General features: G+C 72.3%; 15 protein-coding genes. 10 read left to right on the forward strand and 5 right to left on the reverse strand.

Translation table 11 applies throughout. The features are described 5' to 3' along the window. Nucleotides 1-8: 8 nt before the first annotated feature. Nucleotides 9-1,007, reverse strand: coding sequence for a DUF5937 family protein (locus ACIGXE_RS29140; protein WP_399751869.1), 999 nt, complete (start codon nt 1,005-1,007; stop codon nt 9-11). Between the two features lie 543 nt (nt 1,008-1,550). Between ACIGXE_RS29140 and ACIGXE_RS29145 the strand changes: the two genes are divergently transcribed. From ACIGXE_RS29145 to ACIGXE_RS29160, 4 genes are all read left to right on the forward strand, one after another. Then, the gene (locus ACIGXE_RS29145) at nt 1,551-2,732 is read left to right on the forward strand and encodes an MFS transporter (protein ID WP_399751870.1); all 1,182 of its coding nucleotides are present in this window, start codon (nt 1,551-1,553) and stop codon (nt 2,730-2,732) included. A gap of 9 nt (nt 2,733-2,741) precedes the next feature. Beyond that, a complete protein-coding gene (locus ACIGXE_RS29150) occupies nt 2,742-3,251 on the forward strand; it encodes a MarR family transcriptional regulator (protein WP_365338185.1) in 510 nt (169 codons plus the stop codon). Between the two features lie 89 nt (nt 3,252-3,340). After that, entirely contained in the window at nt 3,341-3,673 is a 333-nt protein-coding gene (locus ACIGXE_RS29155) for a DUF3817 domain-containing protein (RefSeq protein ID WP_399751871.1), read from the forward strand. 84 nt (nt 3,674-3,757) lie between these two features. Further along, nucleotides 3,758-5,458 carry a methylmalonyl-CoA mutase gene (locus tag ACIGXE_RS29160; protein ID WP_399751872.1) on the forward strand — a complete coding sequence of 567 codons (1,701 nt, stop codon included), beginning with the start codon at nt 3,758-3,760 and terminating at the stop codon, nt 5,456-5,458. 77 nt (nt 5,459-5,535) lie between these two features. Here ACIGXE_RS29160 and ACIGXE_RS29165 read toward each other — a convergent pair whose 3' ends face one another. Beyond that, nucleotides 5,536-6,186, reverse strand: coding sequence for a TetR/AcrR family transcriptional regulator (locus ACIGXE_RS29165; protein ID WP_399751873.1), 651 nt, complete (start codon nt 6,184-6,186; stop codon nt 5,536-5,538). 263 nt (nt 6,187-6,449) lie between these two features. Between ACIGXE_RS29165 and ACIGXE_RS29170 the strand changes: the two genes are divergently transcribed. From ACIGXE_RS29170 to ACIGXE_RS29185, 4 genes are all read left to right on the forward strand, one after another. Next, the gene (locus tag ACIGXE_RS29170; RefSeq protein WP_399751874.1) at nt 6,450-7,415 is read left to right on the forward strand and encodes a tetratricopeptide repeat protein; all 966 of its coding nucleotides are present in this window, start codon (nt 6,450-6,452) and stop codon (nt 7,413-7,415) included. 599 nt (nt 7,416-8,014) lie between these two features. After that, complete coding sequence (locus tag ACIGXE_RS29175) at nt 8,015-8,668, forward strand: DUF6230 family protein (RefSeq protein ID WP_365338175.1); 654 nt, start codon at nt 8,015-8,017, stop codon at nt 8,666-8,668. A 124-nt stretch (nt 8,669-8,792) separates the two neighbouring features. Beyond that, nucleotides 8,793-9,395, forward strand: a complete 603-nt coding sequence (locus ACIGXE_RS29180; RefSeq protein ID WP_399751875.1) for a DUF6114 domain-containing protein — start codon at nt 8,793-8,795, stop codon at nt 9,393-9,395. Then, complete coding sequence (locus ACIGXE_RS29185; RefSeq protein ID WP_399751876.1) at nt 9,385-10,641, forward strand: hypothetical protein; 1,257 nt, start codon at nt 9,385-9,387, stop codon at nt 10,639-10,641. The genes ACIGXE_RS29180 and ACIGXE_RS29185 overlap by 11 nt, the downstream gene beginning before the upstream one ends. 89 nt (nt 10,642-10,730) lie before the next feature. Here ACIGXE_RS29185 and pyk read toward each other — a convergent pair whose 3' ends face one another. The 3 genes from pyk to pta all read right to left on the reverse strand — a co-directional run bounded on the left by pyk (nt 10,731) and on the right by pta (nt 15,570). After that, nucleotides 10,731-12,161, reverse strand: coding sequence for a pyruvate kinase (gene pyk, locus ACIGXE_RS29190; protein WP_399751877.1), 1,431 nt, complete (start codon nt 12,159-12,161; stop codon nt 10,731-10,733). 74 nt (nt 12,162-12,235) lie between these two features. Further along, nucleotides 12,236-13,492 carry an acetate kinase gene (locus ACIGXE_RS29195; protein WP_399751878.1) on the reverse strand — a complete coding sequence of 419 codons (1,257 nt, stop codon included), beginning with the start codon at nt 13,490-13,492 and terminating at the stop codon, nt 12,236-12,238. Continuing rightward, nucleotides 13,489-15,570 (reverse strand): phosphate acetyltransferase, encoded by a 2,082-nt coding sequence (pta, locus tag ACIGXE_RS29200; RefSeq protein WP_399751879.1) that lies wholly within the window; start codon nt 15,568-15,570, stop codon nt 13,489-13,491. Before pta ends, ACIGXE_RS29195 begins: the two co-directional genes overlap by 4 nt. Nucleotides 15,571-15,853: 283 nt before the next feature. Between pta and ACIGXE_RS29205 the strand changes: the two genes are divergently transcribed. Continuing rightward, nucleotides 15,854-16,879, forward strand: a complete 1,026-nt coding sequence (locus ACIGXE_RS29205) for an ATP-dependent 6-phosphofructokinase (RefSeq protein ID WP_399751880.1) — start codon at nt 15,854-15,856, stop codon at nt 16,877-16,879. A 222-nt stretch (nt 16,880-17,101) separates the two neighbouring features. Next, nucleotides 17,102-18,109, forward strand: coding sequence for a helix-turn-helix domain-containing protein (locus ACIGXE_RS29210; protein ID WP_399751881.1), 1,008 nt, complete (start codon nt 17,102-17,104; stop codon nt 18,107-18,109). Nucleotides 18,110-18,209 lie beyond the last annotated feature (100 nt).

Raw genomic sequence — 18,209 nt, forward strand, 5'->3', positions numbered from 1 at the left:
GGCACCGGTCAGCCGGCGTCCGGCTGGGACCCCGCGAGCGCGATCCCCAGCGGCGTCCGCTCGTACAGCACCTGGTGCCCGTAACGGCGCGAGGTCAGCAGGCCCGCCGCCCGCAGCACCGACAGGTGCGCCGACACCGAGGAGGCGGCGAGCCCCAGCCGGTGCGCCAGCGCCGAGGTCCCCGCCGGTTCGTCGAGCGCGCACAGCACGTCCGCCCTCGCCCGGCCGAGCAGCCGGGCGAGGGCGTCCGGGGTCCGCTCCCGGGCCTCGGTCCACAGCCCGCCGATGCCCCGGGCCGGATAGGCCACCGTCGGCTGCCACGGCGGGTCGAAGCCGCTCACCACGTCCGGCCAGGTGAAGACCGAGGGCATCAGCACCAGCCCCTGTCCCCCCAGGGCCCGGACGTGCTCGCCGTGGTAGTCCACCGTGAGGGTCGCCGTCTCCTCCACCCAGCCGAAGGCCGGATGCAGCTCGGTGAGCAGCCGCTCCAGGCCGCCCTCGGCGAGCCGCCGCGAGTGGTAGGCCACGTCCGCCTCCAGCAGCGCGCGCAGCCGTGGCCAGTCGGGCGCGATCAGCGCCTCCCAGGCCCGCTCCAGCAGATCCGCCAGCCAGTGCAGGGAGCCGCCCGGGTCCGTCAGCATCCGCTGCCCGTGCGGCGTCTCCGCGGCGCCCGGCGTCTCGGCGAGCGCCCGCGCGAAGTCGTCCGCCGCGAGCGCCGTATCGGTCCGCCGCAGCGCCGCGATCTCCTCGTGGAAGTCCGCGGCGGGCCTGATCGGCGGCGGGTAGAGGAAGTCCGGACTGTGCCCGCGCAGGGGCATCAGCAGGTGCAGCGGCGCGAGATCCACCCCGCGGGCCGCCTCCGCGATCCGCCGCAGCCACGGCAGGTGGTACCCCTGCTGCCGCGGCCGGGCGAGCACCCGTACCGCGCAGTGCGTCTCCCAGAGCGGCGAGATCGCGAAACGGATGCGCAGCGGATCCGCCTCGCCGAAGTGCAGGTGGTACGGCACGGGACCCCCGGGCGCGGCGGACTTTCGGCTGGAGCCGAAAGTCTAGGGCCGCCGCCGCGCGGCCCGCACGCTGCTGCCATGCCCACGAACGACCCCCGGGCGCCCGAAGGCGCGCCCGTGCCCACCCCTGCCTTGCTCACCGCGGACCCGGCCCCGGCGGGCCCGGCGCCCGCGGGACCGGCCACCGATGCCCCGGCGCCCGCGGACCCGGCCCTTGCGGGACGGGCCCTGGCGCCCGCGGGGAGCCAGCCCGCCGCGACGGCCGCCCGCGCGTCGGGGTCCGCCCGCGCTCCGGGGCCCGCCCCCGCTCCGGGGCCCGCCCTCGTTCCCGGGCCCCCTCCCGCGTCGGGGTCCGCCCCCGCTCCGGGGTCCGCCCCCGCTCCGGGGCCCGCCCTCGTTCCCGGGCCCCCTCCCGCGTCGGGGTCCGCCCCCGCTCCGGGGCCCACCCCCGCCCCGGGGCCCACCCCCGCTCCGCGGCCCGCCCCCGCCCCGTCCGGGCCGGCCCCCGCCTCGTCCGGCCCCCGCTACCGTGCCGTCTTCTCCGTGCGCGAGTTCCGCTTCGTGTTCGTCGCGCATCTCTTCTCCCTCCTCGGGCTCGTGGTCAGCGAGCTCGCGCTCACCGTGCTCGTCTACGAGCTCACGCGCTCCCCGCTGCTGTCCGCGCTCACCTTCGCGCTCGGCTTCCTGCCCTACCTGCTGGGCGGCACCCTGCTCGCCGGAGCCGCCGACCGGTACCCGCCGCGGCGGGTGCTGGTGGTCTGCGACCTGGTCTGCGCCGGGTGCGTGGCGCTCATGGTGCTGCCGGCCACCCCGGTGGCCGGACTGCTCGTGCTGCGCTGCGCCGTCGCCGCCGTCGCCCCCGTCTTCCAGGGGACCCGGATGGCGACGCTCGCCGACATCCTCGGCGAGGGCGAGCTGTTCGTCCTCGGGCGCTCGCTGCTCCGGATCGTCTCGCAGAGCGCCCTGCTCGCCGGCTTCGGCGCGGGCGGCCTGCTGCTCACCGTGCTCACCCCGCGCGGCGCCATCGCCGTGACCGCCTGCACCTTCCTCGCCTCCGCGCTGCTGCTCCGCTTCGGCACCGCCCGCCGCCCCGCCCGCGCCGCCGCGAAGCGGGAGGGTGTCCGCGGTACCTGGGGCGTGCTGAAGGACCGGCGCATCCGGGCCCTGACGCTGCTGTTCTGGGTGCCGCCGCTGTTCGTGGTCGTCCCCGAGGCGCTCGCCGCCCCCTACGCGGCCGAGGTCGGCGCCTCCACCGCCGCGCTCGGGCTGCTCATGTGCGCGATGCCGGTCGGCACCGTCCTGGGCGAGCTGTTCGCCGGCTCCGTGCTGAGCGCCGCCACCCGCTCGCGGATCGTGCTGCCGCTGCTGCTCGCCGGTTTCGCGCCCTTCCTCCTCTACGCGCCGCGCCCCGGGCTCGCCGTGGCCGCACTCGCGCTGTTCCTGTCGGGCGTCGCCGGCGCGTACTCCCTCGGGCTCGACGCCTGGTTCGTCGAGGCCGTGCCCGAGGAGCTGCGCGGCCGGGTCATGACGCTCGCGTCCGCGGGCATGATGACCGTCCAGGGCATCGGCATGGCGGGCGCGGGCCTCGCCGCCGAGTTCGCGCCCGTGCACGTGGTCGTCGCCGCGACCGGTGTCCTGGCGACCCTGTGCCTGGTGGTGCTCGTGCTCGAAGTCCGGGCGACCGAAGGGCGAGACGCGGCTGACCGTCATATGACCAGTGGGTAAGGTCGAGGCGTGCCGAAGCCGCTCAGTCTCCCCTTCGACCCCATCGCCCGCGCCGACGAACTCTGGCAGAAGCGCTGGGGCCCGGTCCCCTCGATGGCCGCGATCACCTCGATCATGCGCGCCCACCAGATCCTGCTGGCCGAGGTCGACGCCGTGGTCAAGCCGTACGGGCTGACCTTCGCCCGCTACGAGGCGCTGGTGCTGCTCACCTTCTCCAAGGCCGGCGAGCTGCCGATGTCCAAGATCGGTGAGCGGCTCATGGTCCACCCGACCTCGGTCACCAACACCGTCGACCGCCTGGTGCGGTCCGGCCTGGTGGACAAGCGCCCCAACCCCAACGACGGACGCGGAACGCTCGCCTCCATCACCGAGAAGGGCCGCGAGGTCGTCGAGGCCGCGACCCGCGACCTGATGGAGATGGACTTCGGTCTCGGCGTGTACGACGCCGAGGAGTGCGCGGAGATCTTCGCGATGCTGCGCCCGCTGCGGGTCGCCGCGAACGACTTCGACGAGTCCTGAGAGCGGGCTCCGGGCGCGCCCCGACCGGGGCGCCGGGCGGGCGCACCCCCGCGGAAGATCGCCCGGAACGTACCGTTACGCTCGACGGCATGAAATCCAGCGTGCTGACCCGCTACCGCGTCATGGCGTACGTGACCGCGGTCATGCTGCTCGTGCTCTGCACGTGCATGATCTTCAAGTACGGGTTCGACAGGGGCGAGGACGTGACCTTCGCGGTCTCCCAGGCCCACGGCGTCCTCTACATCATCTATCTGATCTTCGCCTTCGACCTGGGCTCCAAGGCCAAGTGGCCGTTCGGCCGGCTCCTGTGGGTGCTGCTGTCGGGCACGATTCCCTTCGCCGCCTTCTTCGTCGAGCGCAAGGTCGTCCGCGACACGCTTCCGCTGGTCAGCGGCGCGCAGCCGGAGCCGGTCAAGGCCTAGGGCCCACCTGACGGGGTCACCCCCGCACTGATGTGCGGGGGTTTGCCATCGACATTTACTAGGACGTCCTAGTAAATTCGAAGCATGGACGCTGACGCCATCGAGGAAGGCCGCCGTCGCTGGCAGGCCCGTTACGACAAGGCCCGCAAGCGCGACGCCGACTTCACCACGCTCTCCGGGGACCCGGTCGACCCGGTCTACGGGCCCCGGCCCGGCGACACGTACGAGGGGTTCGAGCGGATCGGCTGGCCGGGGGAGTACCCCTTCACCCGCGGTCTGCACCCCACCGGCTACCGGGGCCGCACCTGGACCATCCGCCAGTTCGCCGGCTTCGGCAACGCCGAGCAGACCAACGAGCGCTACAAGATGATCCTGGCCGCCGGCGGCGGCGGGCTCTCGGTCGCCTTCGACATGCCCACCCTGATGGGCCGCGACTCGGACGACCCGCGCTCCCTCGGCGAGGTCGGCCACTGCGGTGTCGCCATCGACTCCGCCGCCGACATGGAGGTCCTCTTCAAGGACATCCCGCTCGGCGACGTCACCACGTCGATGACGATCTCCGGCCCCGCCGTCCCCGTCTTCTGCATGTACCTGGTCGCCGCCGAGCGCCAGGGCGTCGACCCGGCCGTCCTCAACGGCACGCTGCAGACGGACATCTTCAAGGAGTACATCGCGCAGAAGGAGTGGCTCTTCCAGCCCGAGCCGCACCTGCGCCTGATCGGTGACCTGATGGAGCACTGCGCGGCCAACATCCCCGCGTACAAGCCGCTCTCCGTCTCCGGCTACCACATCCGCGAGGCCGGGGCGACGGCCGCGCAGGAGCTCGCGTACACCCTCGCCGACGGCTTCGGCTACGTCGAGCTCGGCCTCTCCCGCGGCCTCGACGTCGACGTCTTCGCGCCCGGCCTCTCCTTCTTCTTCGACGCGCACCTCGACTTCTTCGAGGAGATCGCCAAGTTCCGCGCCGCCCGCCGGATCTGGGCCCGCTGGATGAAGGAGGTCTACGGCGCCAGGACCGACAAGGCGCAGTGGCTCCGCTTCCACACCCAGACCGCCGGCGTCTCGCTCACCGCGCAGCAGCCGTACAACAACGTCGTGCGGACCGCGGTCGAGGCGCTCGCCGCCGTCCTCGGCGGCACCAACTCCCTCCACACGAACGCCCTCGACGAGACCCTCGCGCTCCCCAGCGAGCAGGCCGCCGAGATCGCGCTGCGCACGCAGCAGGTGCTCATGGAGGAGACCGGCGTGGCCAACGTCGCCGACCCGCTGGGCGGCGCCTGGTACGTCGAGCAGCTCACCGACCGGATCGAGGCCGACGCCGAGAAGATCTTCGACCAGATCAAGGAGCGCGGACTGCGCGCCCACCCGGACGGCAAGCACCCGATCGGTCCGATCACCTCCGGCATCCTGCGCGGCATCGAGGACGGCTGGTTCACCGGCGAGATCGCCGAGTCCGCCTTCCGCTACCAGCAGGCCCTGGAGAAGGGGGAGAAGCGGGTCGTCGGCGTCAACGTGCACCACGGCTCGGTCACCGGCGACCTGGAGATCCTGCGGGTCAGCCACGAGGTCGAGTGGGAGCAGGTCCGCGTCCTCGGCGAGCGCAAGGGCCGCCGGGACGAGGCGAAGGTCAAGGCCTGCCTGGACGCCATGCTGGCGGCGGCGCGGGACGGCTCCAACATGATCGCCCCGATGCTGGAGGCCGTACGGGCCGAGGCCACGCTCGGCGAGATCTGCAACGTGCTGCGCGACGAGTGGGGCGTCTACACGGAGCCCGCCGGCTTCTAGGCCCCGTTCCCCAGGGCGGCTTCGAACGGAGAGGGGCGGTACGGGTCATCCCGTACCGCCCCTCGTCCCACGTCGTGTCAGCTCGCGCCGGACAGGCCCTGGGCGGGCGCGGCCGCCGCGCCCAGGCCGCCCAGCAGCAGGGCGGAGAGCCGGGCCACCCAGGCCGCGTCGACCGGTTCGGCGCTCACCAGGGCGCGGTGCACCACGGCGCCCGCGACCACGTCGAAGATGAGGTCGTCGACGGCCTCGACCGTCGCCGGGTCGCGCTCGTCGGGGAGTTCGCCCCGTTCCTGCGCCCGCTGCCGGCCGTCGAGGACCAGCCGCTTCTGGCGGTCCACGATCGAGGCCCGGATGCGCCGGCGCAGCGGCTCGTCGCGGGTGGACTCGGCGACCACCGCCATGAGGGCGGTCTTGGTCTCCGGGCGTTCGAGGAGGGCGGCGAACTGGAGGACGACGTTCTCGATGTCGGCCTGGAGGGAACCCAGATCGGGCAGTTCGAGTTCGTCGAAGAGAACGGCGACGGCGTCCACGACGAGTTCGTTCTTGTTGTTCCAGCGCCGGTAGAGGGTGGTCTTGGCGACCCCGGCGCGGGTGGCGACATCGCCCATGGTGAGCTTGGACCAGCCCAGCTCGACCAGAGCCGCCCGGGTCGCCTCGAGAATGGCCGTGTCGGCCTCGGCGGAGCGGGGGCGTCCGGTTCGGGCGCGGGAGCTGGTGCGCTTACACATGGGTGACGACCATACCCGCCGGTAAGTATTGCGCCAGGGGCCGGTGATGTGAGGCAGTTCACGGCCCGACCCGCCCCGCGGGGACCGGCGTCGCCATTACGCTACGGCTCGTAGCGAAAGGCCCGAGAGGCCCCTCGCGACAACCACGCCGCCGGGTGGGGACCCGGCGCACACGAACAACGAGAACCGTGCCGCCCCGCCCCGGACGGCACGCTTCGGCCATGGCTTACCGGATACGTCCGCGGAGGGGGGAGGATAGAGGCATGCAGCCCCGAAACATGTCCATGAGCGGCGTCGTCGACCTCGCCGCGGTGAAGGCGGCCGGTGAGGCCAAGGCCAAGGCGGAGCAGGCCCGTGCCGAGGCCGCCCGACAGGGTGGAACGGCCGCCGTCGCCCCCTCTTCCCTGGTGATCGACGTCGACGAGGCCGGCTTCGAGCGCGATGTGCTCCAGCGGTCCGCCGAGGTCCCGGTCGTCATCGACTTCTGGGCCGAGTGGTGCGAGCCGTGCAAGCAGCTCGGCCCCCTCCTGGAGCGGCTCGCCGTCGAGTACAACGGCCGTTTCCTGCTCGCCAAGGTCGACGTCGACGCCAACCAGATGCTGATGCAGCAGTTCGGCATCCAGGGAATTCCGGCCGTTTTCGCGGTGGTCGCCGGTCAGGCGCTGCCGCTGTTCCAGGGCGCGGCCCCCGAGGCGCAGATCCGTCAGACCCTCGACCAGCTGGTGCAGGTCGCCGAGGAGCGCTTCGGCCTCACCGGCCTCCTGGTCGACGCCGACGCCGACCCGAACGCCCCGGCGCCCGTGCAGGCCGGCCCGTACGACGCGCTGCTCGACGCGGCGGTCTCCGCGCTGGACGCCGGTGACCTGGCCGGCGCGATCCAGGCGTACAAGAACGTGCTCGCGGACGACCCGGAGCACCCGGAGGCCAAGCTGGGCCTCGCCCAGGCCGAACTGCTGGCGCGCGTGCGGTCGATGGACCCGGGCGCGGTGCGCAAGAACGCGGCCGACAACCCGAAGGACGTCGCCGCGCAGATCGCCGCCGCCGACCTCGATCTGGCGGGCGGCCACGTCCAGGACGCCTTCGGGCGGCTGGTGGACACGGTGCGCCGTACGTTCGGCGAGGACCGGGACGCGGCGCGGCTCCGGCTGCTGGAGCTGTTCGAGGTGATCGGCCCCGAGGACCCGCGGGTGACGGCGGCCCGACAGGCCCTGGCGAGCGCGCTGTTCTGAGGCCTCGACGGCCCTCCGGGGCGGTCCCGCAACGGGACGATTTGGCGACACAGTGACATTCGGCGGCCGCTCTTTACCAAAACTTGGTAATGGCGGCCGCTGTTACTTGCAGTAAATCGAACCTGGATTTGTGTCCGGATTTCTCCTCCCTCATCGGACTTTGTCGCGTCACGTGGCGGCACCCTGTGTTGCCGACCGACGTCAGCCCGTCGTGCCGTGGTTATCAGGCCGTTACTAGCCAGTAACGAACCCCCTTGTGCGGGGGGCCGGAATGGACCACGATCGGCGACGCTCGGTCCGACACCGCACCAGCCCGGCAACCCGCCGACGGTGCGGCGAAGGGTCCCCACCGAGCGGGCCGGCGGCAGCGCCGTCGGTCGTGGACAGGGGGGTTCCTGCTCTACGGGCAGGGCCTGTCCAATCCGGCCGCGCACCGCGCGGTCAGTGGTTGTCGCTCGGGGGTGATCGCCGGTGATTCGGACGTGCGTCGTGCCGCCTGAGCCCTCGGCGCTCTCCTTCCCGAGGACGTAGCACTTCTCCCATCCCAGGACGGGCCCCTGGGCCCATCCGGAGATGTACGTCCGAGAAGGAGGATTCTCATGAAGTCCCAGGTTCGTGGCGGGACCAGATGGAAGCGGTTCGCCGTCGTCATGGTGCCGAGCGTGGCCGCGACGGCCGCGATCGGTGTCGGCCTGGCCCAGGGCGCGCTCGCCGCGTCCTTCAGCATTTCCGGCCAGGATTTCAAGGTTCGCGCCGACAGCCTCGTCGGCAAGGACTTCGTCCAGTACGGCAGCGTCGACGCCGGTAAGGACCTCGAAGGCAAGGACTTCGCGGAGCCCGTCGCGGTGTCCGGCTTCTCCGAGGCCTGGATCACCAACATGTGCCAGTCCGTCGTGACGCCGAACGTCCCGTTCGTCGGCGACGTGACGCTGGTGCTGCGGGCCGGCACCGAGGACAACAAGCCGGTCTACGCGAAGGGCATCTACCTCGATGTCGCCGAGCTGAAGGCCGACGCCGAGTTCGGCAACATCGACATCGGCGTCGCGGCCGGCAACCTGGCCAAGGCTCCCGGCAAGCCGGGCATCCAGCCGAACACCAAGGCCAACCCGTTCGGCTTCGGCCAGCGTGCCGAGGACGCGAAGCTCAGCAACGTGAAGCAGCGCGCGTGGGCGACCACCGCCGCCACCTTCAAGCTGCCGAACCTCGACCTCTCGCTCAAGCGCGGCAAGGGCGCCGGGGTCGAGTGCTACTGATGCCGACGTCCGTCCAGGACTGACGCGCACGGGTGCGGGGCCGTCCCGTACGGCCCCCACCCGTTTCGGTAGTGCCCCTTCTTCTTCACCATCTCAGCAACACCGCTTCCAGGGAGCTGTTTCCATGAGCGCCGAGTCCACTGCTTCCCGCGGAGTCCCCAAGGAGAACCGGTTCAAGGTCTGGCGGCAGACCCGGCCCTTCTGGGCGGGCCTTTTCACCATGATCGGCGGCATACCGATCGCCTATCTCCCGTACGGGGACATGCGGCTCGGCAACATGACGCTCGCCATGCAGACGACGGCCGGAGCCGGTGCGCTGATCATCGGCCTCCTGCTCATCACGCTGGGTCTGACGATGTGGTTCCAGCCCCTCGTCCGGATCTTCGCCGGCGTCGCGGCGATCGTGCTCGCCCTGGTCTCCATCCCCGTGTCGAACTTCGGCGGCCTGGTGATCGGCTTCCTCTTCGCGCTCGTCGGCGGCGGCATGTCCGCGGCCTGGGCGCCGGCCGAGCCGAAGTCCGAGGAAGCCGTCGCGGGCGCCCCGGAGCACCCGGACGACGCCGAGGAGCCGGCCGGGCAGGACGTCGTGCGGGCGCACGCCGAGGCCGTCCCGGACGAGCACATGCACGACGGCACCACGCAGCCGCTGATCCCGCAGCAGGGTTCCGAGGCGCCGGTGGCCGAGACGACGATCGATGCCAACGGCGGGAGGAACAGTGCGGGGTGACGAAACACAGTCGGCCGGGACGACGAGAGGACCGCGCCACGCGGCTCCCCGCAAGTCGCTCCTGAACAAGCTCCAGGTGCCCGCGGGCAAGGCGATGGCCCTCGCGGCCATGCCCACCGCGGTCCTGATGGGCATGGGCCTGGCACCCCGGCTCGCCCTCGCCGACGACAGCAAGGACATCCCCTTCGCCCCCGGCCCGTGCGTGACCCGCTCCGACGAGCCGACGGCCGAGGCGACGACCAAGCCCGCCAGGACGGAGAGCCCCGAGCCGACGGCGAGCGCGACCGAGAAGCCGGCCCCGGAGACCTCCGCGACCGCCGAGCCGAAGCCGACCGCGACCACCGGCGCGGAACGCCAGCAGGCCGCGACGCAGGCGCCCGCGCCCCAGGCGACGACCGCCGCGCCCCAGCCGACCCCGACGCCCACCAAGTCGGTCAACCCGCTCGACCCGCTGGGCCTCGGCGACGCGCTCAAGGACCTGTTCGACGGCCCGAACGCGACCACGCCCGCGCCCCAGCCCAGCTCGACCACGGCGGCGCCCAGGCCGACGGCCGGCACCGGCACCCCGGACGCGCCCAAGGAGACGACGGCGCCGAGGACGGGCACCGGCGGCACGACCGGTGGCACGGTCGACAAGACCAAGGACGCCATCAAGTCCGCCGCCGCCACGGCCGGTGCGGCCACGAAGGAGCTGCCCGACTCCGCCAAGGGCCTCGACGCCAAGAAGGACGAGGACATCCCCGACGGCGCGAAGCCGCGCTTCCCGTGCCCCGAGGCCGACCCGAAGGCGCTCGCCGCGGCGGAGCTGGAGTCCGGCATGCCGCTCCTCCCGGACGAGCCGTGGATCCTCCAGACCTCGAAGCTGGAACTGCGGGGTCTCAAGTACCACGGCATCGTCGAGGTGAAGACCGGCAGCGGCAAGATCAAGAAGGTCCTGAAGTTCACCGCGGACGAGGTGGACATCACGAACCTGCACCAGCTGACCGTCCACTCCGACGGCCTGACCGGCCACGTCCGCTCCAGGCCGGGCTCGATGTCGACCATGCGCAACGGCACGGTGACCATGTACACGGAGGAGCTGAAGGGCAACCTCTTCGGTCTCATCCCGGTCACCTTCAGCCCCGCGACCCCGCCTCCGCTCGACGTTCCGTGGGCCATCTTCACCAGCTGCACGGTGAAGCAGGCCGGCCAGTTCGGCGGCACGCTCCGGATCCCGGGGCTGGAGAACACGATCGAGCCGAGCTGAGTCCCGTACCACCCGGGAGCCGCACACGACAGGAGCCCCCGCCCCTCCGAGGAGGGACGGGGGCTCCTGTCATGCGGCCAGGGCGGGCGTCAGGCCTGCTCGGTGCCGCCCAGGTGGTGGACCCGGACCATGTTGGTGGTGCCGGGGACGCCGGGGGGCGAGCCCGCGGTGATGACCATGGTGTCGCCGGCGTTGTAGCGCTGGAGCTTCAGCAGCTCCGCGTCGACCAGGTCGACCATGGCGTCCGTGTTGTTCACGAACGGGACCAGGAAGGACTCGACGCCCCAGCTCAGGGTGAGCTGGTTGCGGGTCGACTCGTCCGTCGTGAAGGCCAGGATCGGCTGCTGCGTGCGGTAGCGCGACAGGCGGCGGGCGGTGTCGCCGGACTGGGTGAAGGCGATGAGCGCCTTGCCGTCCAGGAAGTCGGCGATCTCGCAGGCCGCGCGGGCGACCGAGCCGCCCTGGGTGCGCGGCTTCTTGCCCGGGACCAGCGGCTGCAGGCCCTTGGAGAGCAGCTCCTCCTCGGCCGCGGCGACGATCTTCGACATCGTCTTCACGGTCTCGATCGGGTAGGCGCCGACCGAGGACTCGGCGGAGAGCATGACCGCGTCCGCGCCGTCCAGGATCGCGTTGGCGACGTCGCTCGCCTCGGCGCGGGTCGGCCGGGAGTTGGTGATCATCGACTCCATCATCTGGGTGGCGACGATGACCGGCTTGGCGTTCCGGCGGCACATCTCGACGAGGCGCTTCTGCACCATCGGGACGCGCTCCAGCGGGTACTCCACGGCGAGGTCGCCGCGGGCCACCATGACGGCGTCGAAGGCGGCGACGACGTCCGCCATGTTCTCGACCGCCTGCGGCTTCTCGACCTTGGCGATGACCGGGACCCGGCGGCCCTCCTCGTCCATCACCTTGTGGACGTCCTTGACGTCGTTGGCGTCGCGGACGAAGGAGAGGGCGACCATGTCGCAGCCCATGCGGAGCGCGAAGCGGAGGTCCTCGACGTCCTTCTCGGACAGGGCGGGCACGTTGACCGCGGCACCGGGCAGGTTGATGCCCTTGTGGTCGGAGATGACGCCGCCCTCGATGACGACCGTCTTGACCCGCGGGCCCTCGACCTCGACGACGCGCAGCTCGACGTTGCCGTCGTTGATCAGGACCTGGTCGCCCTTGGACACGTCGCCCGGCAGGCCCTTGTACGTGGTGCCGCAGATGGACTTGTCGCCGGGGACGTCCTCGGTGGTGATGGTGAACTCGTCACCGCGCACCAGCTCGACGGGGCCCTCCGCGAAGGTCTCCAGACGGATCTTGGGGCCCTGGAGGTCGGCGAGCACGCCGACGGCGCGGCCGGTGTCCGCCACCGCCCTGCGGAGACGGTCGTACCGCTCCTGGTGCTCTGCCTGGGTCCCGTGGCTCATGTTGAATCGGGCCACGTTCATGCCGGCCTCGATGAGAGCCTTCAGCTGCTCATAGGAGTCGACGGCGGGGCCCAGCGTGCAGACGATTTTGGAACGGCGCATGAGGCGGATCCTATCGGTTTGTTTCACTGCGGAATATTCCGTCTGGTGGAAAGTACAAATGGGCGGGGGGCCGCTCAGGCGTTCACTCCCTCGGGGGTCGATTCGCTCACGAGTGCGTAGCTCTGGCGGGCGATCTCCAGCTCCTCGTCCGTCGGCACGACGGCAACCGTCACCCGCGCGTAGTCCGGCGAGATGACCCGGGCCTCGTCCGACCGGACCGCGTTGAGGTCGGCGTCCACCGCCAGGCCCAGCTCCTCCAGGCCCGCGATCGCCGCCTCCCGCACCGGGGCCGCGTTCTCGCCGACCCCGGCCGTGAACGCCACCGCGTCCACCCGGCCGAGTACCGCGTAGTACGCCCCGATGTACTTCTTCAGGCGGTGGACGTAGAGGTCGAAGGCGAGCGCCGCGCGCGGGTCGCCCTCGTCGATCCGGCGCCGGATCTCCCGCATGTCGTTGTCGCCGCACAGCCCGACCAGGCCGGACCTCTTGTTCAGCAGGGCGTCGATCTCGTCCGCCGACATGTCCGCGTTCCGCATGAGGTGGAAGATGACCGCCGGGTCCAGGTCGCCCGAGCGGGTCCCCATGACCAGGCCCTCCAGCGGGGTCAGACCCATCGAGGTGTCCACGCAGCGGCCGCCCGCCACCGCCGAGGCGGAGGCCCCGTTGCCCAGGTGCAGCACGATCACGTTCACCTCCTCCGGCGCCTTGCCGAGCAGCCTCGCCGTCTCCCGGGAGACGTACGCGTGCGAGGTGCCGTGGAAGCCGTAGCGGCGGATCCGGTGCGCGTCCGCGGTCTCCACGTCGATCGCGTACCGCGCCGCCGCCTCCGGCATCGTCGTGTGGAAGGCCGTGTCGAAGACCGCCACCTGCGGCAGGTCCGGGCGCAGCGCCATCGCCGTACGGATGCCGGTGAGGTTCGCCGGGTTGTGCAGCGGCGCCACCGGCACCAGCCGCTCGATCTCGGCGAGCACCTCGTCGTCGATGACGGTCGGCGCCGTGAACCGCAGCCCGCCGTGCACCACGCGGTGCCCGATCGCGGCCAGTTCGGGGGAGTCCAGGCCGAGCCCGTCCGCCGCCAGCTCCTCCGCGACCGCCTTCAGGGCCGCCGCGTGGTCGGCGATCGGGCCGGTCTTCTCCCGCTTGTGGCCGCCGCCCTGCAGCGGGGTGTGCACGAGCCGCGAGGTCTCCTCGCCGATCCGCTCGACCAGGCCGAGCGCGAGCCGGCCGCCGTCCTTCATGTCGAGGAGCTGGTACTTCACCGACGAGGAACCGGAGTTGAGGACGAGGACCCGGGTGGGCGCGGCGCCGGACGCGGGGGTACGGGCGGTCATGCGGAGAGCTCCTGACCCTGGGACTGGATCGCCGTGATGGCGACGGTGTTGACGATGTCGCTGACGAGCGCGCCGCGCGAGAGGTCGTTCACGGGCTTGCGCAGGCCCTGCAGGACCGGGCCGACGGCGACCGCGCCGGCCGAGCGCTGCACGGCCTTGTAGGTGTTGTTGCCGGTGTTGAGGTCCGGGAAGATCAGGACGCTCGCCTGGCCGGCCACCTCCGAGTCGGGCAGCTTGGTCGCCGCGACCGAGGGCTCCACGGCCGCGTCGTACTGGATCGGGCCCTCGACCCGCAGCTCGGGCCGGCTCTCGCGGACCAGCTTCGTCGCCTCGCGGACCTTGTCGACGTCCGCGCCGGAGCCGGAGGTGCCGGTGGAGTACGAGAGCATCGCGATCCGCGGGTCGACGCCGAAGCGGGCGGCGGTGGCCGCCGACTGCACGGCGATGTCGGCCAGCTGCTCGGCGTTCGGGTCCGGGTTGACCGCGCAGTCGCCGTACACCAGCACCTTGTCCGCCAGGCACATGAAGAACACCGAGGAGACGATGGAGGCGTCCGGCTTGGTCTTGATGATCTCGAAGGCCGGGCGGATCGTCGCGGCCGTGGAGTGCACCGAGCCGGAGACCATGCCGTCGGCCAGGCCCTCCTCGACCATCAGGGTGCCGAAGTAGTTCACGTCCGACACCACGTCGTACGCGAGCTCGACGGTGACGCCCTTGTGGGCGCGCAGTCGCGCGTACTTCTCGGCGAAGGCGTCGCGCAGCTCCGAGGTCTGCGGGTCGATCAGTCGGCTGTCGCCGAGGTCGACGCTCAGATCGGCGGCCTTCTTGCGGATCACCTCGACGTCGCCGAGCAGCGTCAGGTCGCAGACGTCCCGGCGGACCAGCACGTCGGCGGCGCGCAGCACGCGCTCCTCGGTGCCCTCGGGCAGCACCACCCGGCGGCGGTCGGCGCGGGCCTGCTCCAGCAGCTCGTTCTCGAACATCATCGGGGTGACCCGGCCGCTGCGGGCGACGGAGATCCGGCGCACCAGGTCGGCGGTGTCGACGTGACGCTCGAAGAGGCCGAGCGCGGTCTCCGCCTTGCGCGGCGTGGCCGCGTTCAACTTCCCCTCCAGGGAGAAGAGTTCGGTGGCGGTCGGGAAGCTGTTGCCCGGGACGGAGATGACCGGGGTGCCGGGCGCGAGGCGGGCGGCCAGGGTCAGGATCTCGTCGCTGGGGCGCTCGTCGAGGGTGAGCAGCACGCCGGCGATCGGCGGGGTGCCGGCGGAGTGCGCGGCGAGCGCGCCGACCACCAGATCCGCCCGGTCCCCGGGGGTGACCACGAGACAGCCGGGGGTGAGCGCGTTGAGGAAGTTCGGCAGCATGGCGCCGCCGAAGACGAAGTCCAGCGCGTCGCGGGCGAGCCCGGCGTCGTCGCCGAGGACCACCGAGGCGCCGAGCGCGTGGGTGATCTGGGCGACGGTCGGCGCGGCGAGGGCCGGATCGTCGGGCAGCACGTAGCAGGGCACGGGCAGCCGGGCGGCGAGCCGCTCGGCGATCGCGGCCCGGTCCTCGCCGGCGACCCGGTTGACCACCATCGCGAGCACGTCGCAGCCGAGCCCGTCGTAGGCGCGGAAGGCGTTGCGGGCCTCGGCCCGTACCGACTCGGCGGGCTGGCCCTTGCCGCCGACCACCGGGATCACCGAGGCGCCGAACTCGTTGGCGAGGCGTGCGTTGAGCGCGAGCTCGTCGGGCAGCTGGGTGGCGGCGAAGTCGGTGCCGAGGACCAGGACGACCTCGTAGTCGCGGGCGACCGCGTGGAAGCGCTCGACGAGCCGGGAGACCAGCTCGTCGGTGCCCCGCTCGGCCTGCAGCGTCGATGCCTCGTGGTAGTCCATGCCGTAGACGGTCGCCGCGTCCTGGGACAGCCGGTAGCGGCTGCGCAGCAGATCGAACAGGCGGTCGGGTCCGTCGTGCACCAGTGGGCGGAACACCCCCACCCGGTCCACCTGGCGGGTCAGGAGCTCCATGACTCCCAGCTCGACGACCTGGCGGCCGTCTCCGCGGTCGATCCCGGTCACGTACACGCTGCGCGTCACGCCGTCGTCTCCTGTCCGCATCGCGACGGGGGGTCCGTCGTGCGATGTCCGTCAAGCGAGTGTGTTCAAAAACCATCGATAGGATGGCAATGCCCTCTTGACAATACCCCCGCGGATCGATACGACGCCCGCTGGGCGAAGGGCCCGGATCCAAGGGACCAAAGGCCTGGAAGGCCCTTCCGCGGCCGGACGCGCGGAGTAGCAGCGAGCGCACCCCCACCGCCGACCGTGTGAGAATCGACGCGGCTCACACGTACCACTACCGAGCAGGAGACCCAGCACGATGCGCATCGGAGTTCTGACAGCGGGCGGCGACTGTCCCGGCCTGAACGCGGTGATCCGGTCGATCGTGCACCGGGCCGTCACCCACTACGGAGACGAGGTCATCGGCTTCGAGGACGGCTACGCGGGCCTGCTCGACGGGCGCTACCGCCCCCTCGACCTCAACGCCGTCAGCGGCATCCTCGCCCGCGGCGGCACCATCCTCGGCTCCTCCCGCCTGGAGCGCGCCCGCTTCCGCGCGGCCTGCGACAACGCCAAGGAACTCATCGAGAAGAGCGGCTTCGACGCGCTCGTCCCGATCGGCGGCGAGGGCACCCTCACCGCGGCCCGGATGCTGCACGAGGCCGGCGTGCCCGTCGTCGGCGTCCCCAAGACCATCGACAACGACATCTCCTCCACCGACCGCACCTTCGGCTTCGACACCGCCGTCGGCGTCGCCACCGAGGCGATGGACCGGCTCAAGACCACCGCCGAGTCCCACCAGCGCGTCATGGTCGTCGAGGTGATGGGCCGCCACGCCGGCTGGATCGCCCTGGAGTCCGGCATGGCCGGCGGCGCCCACGGCATCTGCCTGCCCGAGCGCCCCTTCGACCCGGCCGACCTGGTCAAGATGGTCGAGGAACGCTTCGCCCGCGGCAAGAAGTTCGCCGTCATCTGCGTCGCCGAGGGCGCCCACCCCGCCGACGGCACCATGGACTACGGCAAGGGCGAGATCGACCAGTTCGGACACGAGCGCTTCCAGGGCATCGGCACCGCCCTCGCGTACGAACTCGAGCGTCGCCTCGGCAAGGAGGCCCGGCCCGTCATCCTCGGCCACGTCCAGCGCGGCGGCACCCCGACCCCGTACGACCGGGTGCTCGCCACCCGCTTCGGCTGGCACGCGGTGGAGGCGCTGCACCGCGGCGACTTCGGCAGGATGACCGCGCTGCGCGGCACGGACATCGAGATGGTCCCGCTGGCGGAGGCCGTCACCCAGCTGAAGACGGTCCCGGCGGACCGGATGCGCGAGGCCGAGTCGGTCTTCTGACCGGCCGGCGGCCCCGTCCCGCCCGCCCGGGCCGTACGGCCCCTCCCGCGCGGGACCCGCGCCCCGACGCCGTCCCGGACACCCGCGGCCCCGATCGTCCCCCCGTGGACGATCGGGGCCGAATCCATGCTTGAGTCCCCCGCCGCGATCAACAAGGCTTGAACCCGTCCCGGACATGTCCCAACCCCGTCCGGCCCGGCCCGACGAGGGGAGCGGCGCGCCATGACCCTGGGGGAGACGCCTCCCGACCCGCGGGAGGCACGGAACCCGGCCGAGTTCATCGCGCGGCTGCAGGCCCTGAAGGACTGGTCCGGCCTCACCTACCGCGAGCTGTCGGCGCGCGCCGAGGCGCTCGGCGACGTCCTGCCCCGCTCGACCGTCGCCAACATGCTCTCCCGGACCACCGTCCCCCGCGAGGAACTGCTCGGCGCCTTCGTCCGCGCCTGCGGCGCCCGGACCGAGGAGTGGGAGGCGGTACGCAAGGAGCTCGCCGTCCACGGGGCGTACGAGCCGGAGCCCGGCGTGGCGCCGGAGGCCGGCGCGGACACCGAGGCGGCGCCCGTCTGGCCCGGGGCCGTACCGGAGGAGCCGCCCGCCGGACCGGCGCCCCCACCGCGGCGCTCCCGGATCCGCCGCGCCCTCGTCGGCGCGGTCGCCGCCACCGGCCTCGTCCTCGCCGGCGTCAGCGTCGTCGCCCTCGTACGGGACGGGGACCGGCGGCCTCACGAGCAGCGGCGCCCGCCGGTCCTCACCGCGCCCGCCGAGGGGCCGGTCCACATCCGGGTGATCGGCTCCGGCCTCTGCCTGAACGAGCGGCGGGGCAGCAGCAGCGGCCAGATCTACCAGCGCTCCTGCGCCGGCGCCGACGTCCCCCGCTACGAGCTGAAACGACTCGCCGGGGAGCACTGGCGGATCGTCTCGGTCCACCCGGACTTCCCCGTCGGCTGCTCGGGGATACCCTCCGGCGGCCGGATACCCGCCGCCGCGCTCGAGGACTCCGAGTGCGGCGACCCCACCCGCGTCGAACGCTTCACCCTGGAGCCGTACGGCAGCCCGCCCACCGGCTGGCGCATCGTGCCGGCCGGCTCCGCGACCCCCGGCAGCTGCGTCACCGTCGTCGGCGACCGCGGCGCCGAGTGGTCGCGGCTGGCCCAGGCGCCCTGCACGGCGGACGCCCGGGGCCAGCTCTTCAGCTTCGACCGGCGCGACCAGGGCGGGTCCGGAAAGTAGCGTCGTCCGCCCGGCGAGCCGGACGGGACGTCACGGACCCGCCCAAGGGCGTGCGGCTGGTCCCCACCCGCCGGGAGCGCGAGGACGGGGGGCGCATTCG

Origin of the sequence: Streptomyces sp. NPDC053431 (assembly GCF_044544925.1) — a bacterium.
Lineage (GTDB): Bacteria > Actinomycetota > Actinomycetes > Streptomycetales > Streptomycetaceae > Streptomyces.

Bases quoted from the DNA above. Each gene is read 5' to 3' on its own strand.
- ACIGXE_RS29155 (WP_399751871.1), top strand. From the start codon at position 3,341: ATGAAATCCAGCGTGCTGACCCGCTACCGCGTCATGGCGTACGTGACC.
- ACIGXE_RS29160 (WP_399751872.1), top strand. From the start codon at position 3,758: ATGGACGCTGACGCCATCGAGGAAGGCCGCCGTCGCTGGCAGGCCCGT.
- ACIGXE_RS29165 (WP_399751873.1), bottom strand. From the start codon at position 6,186: ATGTGTAAGCGCACCAGCTCCCGCGCCCGAACCGGACGCCCCCGCTCC.
- ACIGXE_RS29170 (WP_399751874.1), top strand. From the start codon at position 6,450: ATGCAGCCCCGAAACATGTCCATGAGCGGCGTCGTCGACCTCGCCGCG.
- ACIGXE_RS29175 (WP_365338175.1), top strand. From the start codon at position 8,015: ATGAAGTCCCAGGTTCGTGGCGGGACCAGATGGAAGCGGTTCGCCGTC.
- ACIGXE_RS29180 (WP_399751875.1), top strand. From the start codon at position 8,793: ATGAGCGCCGAGTCCACTGCTTCCCGCGGAGTCCCCAAGGAGAACCGG.
- pyk (WP_399751877.1), bottom strand. From the start codon at position 12,161: ATGCGCCGTTCCAAAATCGTCTGCACGCTGGGCCCCGCCGTCGACTCC.
- ACIGXE_RS29195 (WP_399751878.1), bottom strand. From the start codon at position 13,492: ATGACCGCCCGTACCCCCGCGTCCGGCGCCGCGCCCACCCGGGTCCTC.
- ACIGXE_RS29205 (WP_399751880.1), top strand. From the start codon at position 15,854: ATGCGCATCGGAGTTCTGACAGCGGGCGGCGACTGTCCCGGCCTGAAC.
- ACIGXE_RS29210 (WP_399751881.1), top strand. From the start codon at position 17,102: ATGACCCTGGGGGAGACGCCTCCCGACCCGCGGGAGGCACGGAACCCG.